We start from the raw sequence: 6,672 nt of genomic DNA on the forward strand, positions 1-6,672 counted from the left end.
GGCGGCGACTACCCTCGCGGGGTGAACTGGCTGGAACTCGTCGGCTGGGCCGGCTCCGCGTTGCTGGTCTGGTCGCTGCTGCAGACGCGCATCCTGCGGCTGCGCGCCCTCAACCTGGTCGGCTGCTTCGTGTTGATCGGCTACAACGCCGCCGTGCAGGTGTGGCCCATGGTCGGGCTCAACGTCGTGCTGGCCGTGATCAACGTGTGGTACCTGCGCGGGCTGCTCACCACCCGGCACGACGAGCAGACCTACCAGGTGGTCGAGGTGGGTGCCGACGACGCCTTCCTGGCCCACACGCTGCGGGTGCACGCCGCCGACATCGCCCGGTTCAACCCCGGCTTCCACCCCGGGCGGGTGGCCGGCCGCGCGGCCTTCCTGGTGGTACGCGCCGACGAGGTGGTCGGCGTGGTGCTGGCCCGGGACATCGGCGACGGCGTCGCCCAGATCGACCTCGACTACGTCACCCCGGCGTTCCGCGACTTCACCCCCGGCGAGTTCGTCTACCGGCGCAGCAGCCTCTTCACCGACCGTGGTTTCCGCCGGGTGGTGAGCCCACCGGGGATGGTCGGCGCGTACTACCACCGGCTCGGATTCCGCCGCGAGGGCGACTCGTTCGTGCTGGACCTGCCGGCACCGACGGTGTCGCTGGGCTGACCGTCCGCGCGACGGTCGTACCCGGTCGCAGGCCTCGTCCCGATAGCAGGATTCGGCGCCGGGGCGACGGGGAACTGGCACCGCTACGCCGCGGGGCCTCCGTCGGCGACGCCACCCGGCGTGGTCCAGTGAGGGAGAGAACCGGGCGTGCAGAGCTACTGGAGCCAGCTGGCCCTGGTCGGAGTCCTGATCGTGATCAACGCGATCTTCGCCGGCAGTGAACTGGCCCTGGTGTCGCTGCGGGACAGCCAGGTCCAGCGGCTGGAGCGTACCGGCCGGGCCGGACAGGTGCTGGCCCGGCTGGCCCGGGACCCGAACCGGTTCCTGGCCACCATCCAGATCGGCATCACCCTGGCCGGGTTCCTCGCCTCGGCCGCCGCCGCGGTCTCGTTGGCCCGCCCGTTGGTGCCACTACTGGACGACGTCTTCGGCCGGGCCGCCGAGATGGTCGCGGTCGTCCTGGTCACGCTGGTGCTGACCTTCGTCACGCTGGTCTTCGGCGAGCTGGCCCCGAAGCGGATCGCGATGCAGGTGCCGGAGCGCTGGGCGCTGCTGGTCGCCCGCCCGCTCGACCTGCTCGCCGCCCTCACCCGGCCGGCGGTCTGGGTGCTCGGCGCCACCAGCGACATGGTGGTCCGACTGTTCGGGCTCGACCCCAAGCCGGAACCGGACGAGATCAGCCCCGACGAGCTGCGGGACATCGTCTCCGGCCACCACGGCTTCACCAAGGAGCAGCAGACCATCATCGCCGGGGCGGTGGAGATCGCGGATCGTCGGCTGCGCGCCGTACTGGTGCCCCGGCTGCGGGTCTTCTGCCTGGACAGCGGCACCACCGCCGAGGACGCCCGGCTGGTGCTCGCCGCGTCCGGGCACTCCCGGGCACCGGTGGTGCGGCACGGCGGGCTGGACGAGGCGGTCGGCGTCATCCACCTGCGTGACCTGGTCGGCGTCCGCGACGACCGGCCGGTCGACGAGTACGTCCGCCCGCCGATGCTGCTGCCCGACTCGGTGCCGGTGGTCGACGCGCTGCGGCAGTTCAAGGCGGAGCGTCAGCACATGGCGCTGGTGGTGGACGAGCGGGGCGCCGTGGACGGCATCGTCACGCTGGAGGACATCCTGGAGGAGATCGTCGGCGAGATCTACGACGAGACCGATCGGGACGTGCACTCGGTACGCACCGGACCGGACGGGTCGCTGCTGCTGCCCGGCACCTTCCCGGTGCACGACCTGCCGGACATCGACGTGGAGCTGCCGAGCCGCCCGGAGGGCGACTACACCACCATCGCCGGCCTGGTACTCGCCGCCCTGGGACGCATCCCCACCCAGGGGGAGCACGTGACCGTCGACGGCTGGCTGCTGGAGGTCACCGAGGTCGACACCCGGGCCATCCACGGCGTACGGCTGTGCCGCCCGGACTCCCCGGAGACGGCGGACACCCCGACCGACCGCGCCGAACAGCCCCCGGCCGACCCCGCTCCGGCGGAGGCGGGAGACTCGGCCCCGTCCGACGGTGGCCCGGTGGACTCGACGAGCCCCTCGGCGACCGGCCGAGCGGGTGGGGCGCGGACCGAGCCGACGCCGCAGGAGCGGACCGTGCTGGACGGGACACCGCGCTGAGTCAGTGCGGCGGCGCGTCGTCGCCGGGCGGTGGTTCCGGCAGCGGCGGGTCCAGCCGGACCCGGCGCAGCGACACCTGGACGGTGCTGCGACCGAGTAGCCGGGCCACCGCGCGGATCGCCCACGGGCCGGACGGATGCCGCTCCGGCCCGATCAGCCGTCCACTCACCCGGCCGTACCAGTGACGGGTCACCACCAGGTCGGTCAACCGCAGCGGCCCCGCCGGACCGCCCCGCACCACCAGGTCCACCACCCGCCCCAGCCGCCGACCCCGCTCGTCGTACACGGTCCGGCCGAGCAGCTCACCCGCTCGCACGGCCGGACCCGGGGATACGCGCGATCAACCTGCGCCGTAGCCACTCCTCCACCGGCGCGGGGGCCAGTTCCTCGGCCGACACCCGCAACCACACCGCGCTGTCGATCCGGGCGACCAGGTCGTACGGGATGCGCAGCGGCGCGACCGGCCGGTCCGTGACGAAGCGTTCGGCGGCGAGCACCAGCATCCGTCCCAGCCGTCCGCCCACCCGTGCGCCGAGCGCGCCGGGCCCGGTGAGCAGCGTCCGCAGGTACGGCACGCCGTCCACGTCGAACGCGAACTCCACGTCGTCCACCTTGCCGATCAGCCGTCCCGCCACGTCGACGAGCTGGCGGTCCAGCAACTGGCGACTCACCTCGATCCTCACTGTCCCATCCTCGTGCCCACGGCCAGCGGTACGGCGACGATCGCCGCAGCGACGATGACCAGCAGGATCACCGCGCCGAGCAGGTTGAGCACCCGCCCGTTGACCCGGTCGCCGAGGTAGGTGCGGTCGTTGGCGACCACCAGGATCGGCAGGTACGTCAGCGGCAACGCCACCGCGCTGATGATCAGCATGTACTCGGTGAGCGTCACCGGGTCGATCGTGGTGAGCAGCAGCAGGACCCCGAGCAGCACGCTGACCAGCAGCACGGTGTGGAACCGGGCCGCCTCGCGCGGGCTGACCCGCTTGCCCCACTGCCACCCGAAGTACTGCGCGGCGGCGTACGCGGCGGACAGCCCGGTCTCCAGCGCGGCGCCGAAGGTGACCGCGAAGAACGCCAGCGCCGCGACCGCCAGGCCGACCGCGCCGAAGGCCAGCACCACCGGGTGGGCGACCTCGTCCAGGCTGCTCACCGTCACCCCGGCCGGACGCAGCACCACTGCGGCGGTGGCGATCAGCGACAACGCGAGGAACCCGCCGATCGGGAACCCGACCAGCACACTGAACCGGGCGTCGGCCAGGTCGGACGCGCTCCAGCGTTCCTCCACCCCGCCGGAGGAGAAGAAGAACACCTCGTACGGGCTGACCGTGGAGGCGAACAACGCCACTGCCACGAACCAGTAGGCGCCCCAACCCTGTCCGGAGTCGCTCGGCGAGATCGCGCTGCGGCCGAGCTCTGTCCAGTCGGTGGGCAGCCAGAACAGCGCCACCGCGAAGACCACCAGGGACAGCCCGGCGAGTCCGAACACCCGCTCCATCAGCGGGAAGCGCATCCGCCACAGCACCAGCCAGACGGCGGCCCCGGCGATCGGCACCCACACCAGGTACGGCACCCCGGTGGCCAGCCGCAGCGCCAGCGCCACCCCGCCCAGTTCGGCGGCCAGCGTGATCACCGTGACCAGGTACGACGCCACCAGGTTGACCAGGGCCACCCGCGCGCCGAGCCGTTCCCGGACGAGGTCGAAGACCGCCCGCCCGGTCACCGCCGCGATCCGTCCGGCCATCTCGGCGTACGCGCAGATGGCCACCACCCCGAGCAACAGCACCCAGGTGTGCGCCATGCCGAACCGCGCACCGGCCTGCCCGGCGGCGACCAGGTCACCGATGTCCACGAAGCCACCGACCGCGGACAGGATGCCGAGCGTGGCGGCGAGCAGCTTCCTCACGTCGGCGGCGGGGCGGGCGTGGTCATCGACGCGACGATATCGCCGTTAGCGCGTCAATTCTCCGCAAAACCGGCATCCGCTGCCGGGCTCAGCCGTACCCACGTCCGGTCGACCCCGCCTCCGAGCCGCGGCACCGGCGGCGGGTCGGAGCTCAGGCGTTCGGGTAGAGGTTCTGTAACCGCACCTGGCCACGGGCCACCAGCCGCCCGTCGGCGTCGGTGATCTCCACCTGCCAGAGCTGCTGGCTGCGTCCCCGGTGCACCGGCGTGCCCACCGCGGTCAACTCGCCGTCACGCACCGGCCGCAGGAAGTCCGTCTGGTTGGAGACGCCGACCACCTGCCCGCGCTCACCCAGCCACACGCCGCCGCCCACGCTGGCCGCCGTCTCCACTACCGCGCAGTACACCCCGCCGTGTTGAAGCCCGTACGGCTGGTGCAACTCCGGGCGTACCCGCCAGCGGATCGTCACCCGGTCGCCGCTCATCTCGTCGAACTCCAGCCCGAGCAGCCCGGCGAAGCCGCTCGACACGTCCGGGAACTCCACGGCAGCCTCCTCGATCTTGGCGTCGTCAGCGTAGCCGGAGCACCGGCACGCGCTGACCCGGTAGGGCCGAACCCGGCCGATGGGGGAGAATCGGTGACCGTGACCGACAGCAGCCTCCCGCCGCCCCGGCGGGACTCCCTGACCGATGACCTGCGGTGGCGCGGCCTGATCCAGGACTCCACCGACCCCGACGAGCTGCGCGCGCTGCTCGACGGCAGCGGAGCCGCGTTCTATGTCGGCTTCGACCCGACCGCTCCGAGCCTGCACGCCGGCCACCTCATGCAGGTCACCACCGCCCGCCGCCTCCAGCTCGCCGGCCACCGACCGCTCCTGCTGGTCGGCGGCGCGACCGGGCAGATCGGCGACCCGAAGGAGAGCGCGGAGCGGACCCTCAACGCCCCCGAGGTGGTGGCCGGATGGGTCGGTCGCATCCGCGAGCAACTCGCCCCGTTCGTCTCGTACACCGGGGACAACGCCGCCGAACTGGTCAACAACCTGGACTGGACCGGCGAGATGTCGGTCGTCGAGTTCCTCCGCGACGTCGGCAAGCACTTCCCGGTCAACAAGATGCTGGCCCGGGAGGTGGTCCGCGCCCGGCTGGAGAGCGGCATCAGCTTCACCGAGTTCAGCTACCAGCTCCTGCAGGCCAACGACTTCTTCGAGCTGCACCGTCGGTACGGCTGCCGGCTCCAGTTCGGCGGCTCGGACCAGTGGGGCAACATCACCGCCGGGGTGGACTACGTACGCCGTCGCGGGTTGGGCCCCGTCCATGCCTTCACCACCCCGCTGGTCACCAGGTCGGACGGCACGAAGTTCGGCAAGACCGAGGGCGGCGCGGTCTGGCTCGACCCGGAGATGACCAGCCCGTACGCCTTCTACCAGTTCTGGATCAACGTCGACGACCGGGACATCGGCCGTTACCTGCGCTACTTCAGCTTCCGCTCGCGCGAGGAGTTGGAGGCGCTGGAGAAGGAGAGCGCGGAGCGCCCGGCGGCGCGGGCCGCGCAGCGGGCCCTGGCCGAGGAGCTGACCACCCTGGTCCACGGCGAACGCGAGATGGCGCAGGTGGTCGCCGCCAGCCAGGCGCTGTTCGGACGGGGCTCGCTGGCCGACCTGACGCCGGTGACGCTACGCGCCGCGCTCGCCGAGGCCGGCCTGGTGCGCCTCGGCCAGTTGCCGGACGTGGCCACCCTCCTCAAGGAGTCGGGTCTGGTGCCGAGCATGAAGGAGGCCCGACGGGTGATCACCGAGGGCGGCGCCTACCTCAACAACGAGCGGGTGACCGAGGTCGACGCCGTACCCACGACGCGGGACCTGCTGCACGGGCGGTACCTGGTGCTGCGCCGTGGCAAGCGCTCCTTCGCCGGGGTCGAACTGGAGAGCTGAGCGCGGTGTGACGCGGGACGCGTCCGGCGGATTTGACGATCAATCCGTCGGGCGCGTAACTTTCTCTCTGTCAGCGCGGAACGGACGAAACGGTCGAAAGACCTGAGGCCGGAGCGCTGGTCGACCCCTCGAATACGGTGGAGACACTCACCGACACCGAGGCCGGGTGGTGCCCCCGGATCCGCCGCGAGGCGGATTTGGCGAGGCGGAACCGACCGGGTAAGGTTGACGACCGGTAGGGAACCGGGCGAGCTGGCGGGAGACCGCAAGCGGCCGGCCTGCCGAAGCCACGAGACGAGCGGCGCGAGCCAAACGGATTCGTGGTGCCCGGAAATGGGTTGAAGCGCGACAAACCAGCGGAAGCCGGTTTGACACGGTAGAAACCACCGGGTAACGTAGTAAAAGTGCTCGCCGCGAGGTGAGTGTGGTTCGGCCCCGGAGGGGTGCCTGCTGGTCGGGTGTTCTGGTGGTGTGTGGTTGTTCTTTGAGAACTCAACAGGGTGCTTGATAAGCCAGTGCCAAATTGTTTTATGATGCCCCGTGCCAACTTTTGGGTTGGTGG

The 6,672-nt window shown here is 71.4% G+C and carries 7 protein-coding genes; 3 read left to right on the forward strand and 4 right to left on the reverse strand.

The window, feature by feature from the left end; genetic code table 11:
* The first annotated feature begins 21 nt into the window (after nt 1-21).
* On the forward strand, nt 22-657 hold the full coding sequence (locus ACIBMZ_RS28860) for a hypothetical protein (RefSeq protein ID WP_396699174.1): 636 nt from the start codon (nt 22-24) through the stop codon (nt 655-657).
* Nucleotides 658-804: 147 nt separating this feature from the next.
* Nucleotides 805-2,274 carry a hemolysin family protein gene (locus ACIBMZ_RS28865; protein WP_396699176.1) on the forward strand — a complete coding sequence of 490 codons (1,470 nt, stop codon included), beginning with the start codon at nt 805-807 and terminating at the stop codon, nt 2,272-2,274.
* Nucleotide 2,275: 1 nt separating this feature from the next.
* On the opposite strand, the gene ACIBMZ_RS28870 is transcribed toward ACIBMZ_RS28865, so the two are convergent.
* The 4 genes from ACIBMZ_RS28870 to ACIBMZ_RS28885 form a co-directional block, all read right to left on the reverse strand.
* A complete protein-coding gene (locus ACIBMZ_RS28870; RefSeq protein ID WP_396699178.1) occupies nt 2,276-2,590 on the reverse strand; it encodes a PRC-barrel domain-containing protein in 315 nt (104 codons plus the stop codon).
* The gene (locus tag ACIBMZ_RS28875) at nt 2,577-2,957 is read right to left on the reverse strand and encodes a hypothetical protein (RefSeq protein ID WP_396699180.1); all 381 of its coding nucleotides are present in this window, start codon (nt 2,955-2,957) and stop codon (nt 2,577-2,579) included. Before ACIBMZ_RS28875 ends, ACIBMZ_RS28870 begins: the two co-directional genes overlap by 14 nt.
* Nucleotides 2,954-4,180 carry an NRAMP family divalent metal transporter gene (locus tag ACIBMZ_RS28880; protein ID WP_396699182.1) on the reverse strand — a complete coding sequence of 409 codons (1,227 nt, stop codon included), beginning with the start codon at nt 4,178-4,180 and terminating at the stop codon, nt 2,954-2,956. The genes ACIBMZ_RS28875 and ACIBMZ_RS28880 overlap by 4 nt, the downstream gene beginning before the upstream one ends.
* A gap of 151 nt (nt 4,181-4,331) precedes the next feature.
* Nucleotides 4,332-4,724, reverse strand: coding sequence for a PaaI family thioesterase (locus ACIBMZ_RS28885; protein ID WP_396699184.1), 393 nt, complete (start codon nt 4,722-4,724; stop codon nt 4,332-4,334).
* A 99-nt stretch (nt 4,725-4,823) separates the two neighbouring features.
* Between ACIBMZ_RS28885 and tyrS the strand changes: the two genes are divergently transcribed.
* A complete protein-coding gene (gene tyrS, locus ACIBMZ_RS28890) occupies nt 4,824-6,110 on the forward strand; it encodes a tyrosine--tRNA ligase (RefSeq protein WP_396699195.1) in 1,287 nt (428 codons plus the stop codon).
* The last annotated feature ends 562 nt before the right edge of the window (nt 6,111-6,672 follow it).

The organism is Micromonospora sp. NPDC049900 (assembly GCF_044461025.1).
GTDB lineage: Bacteria > Actinomycetota > Actinomycetes > Mycobacteriales > Micromonosporaceae > Micromonospora.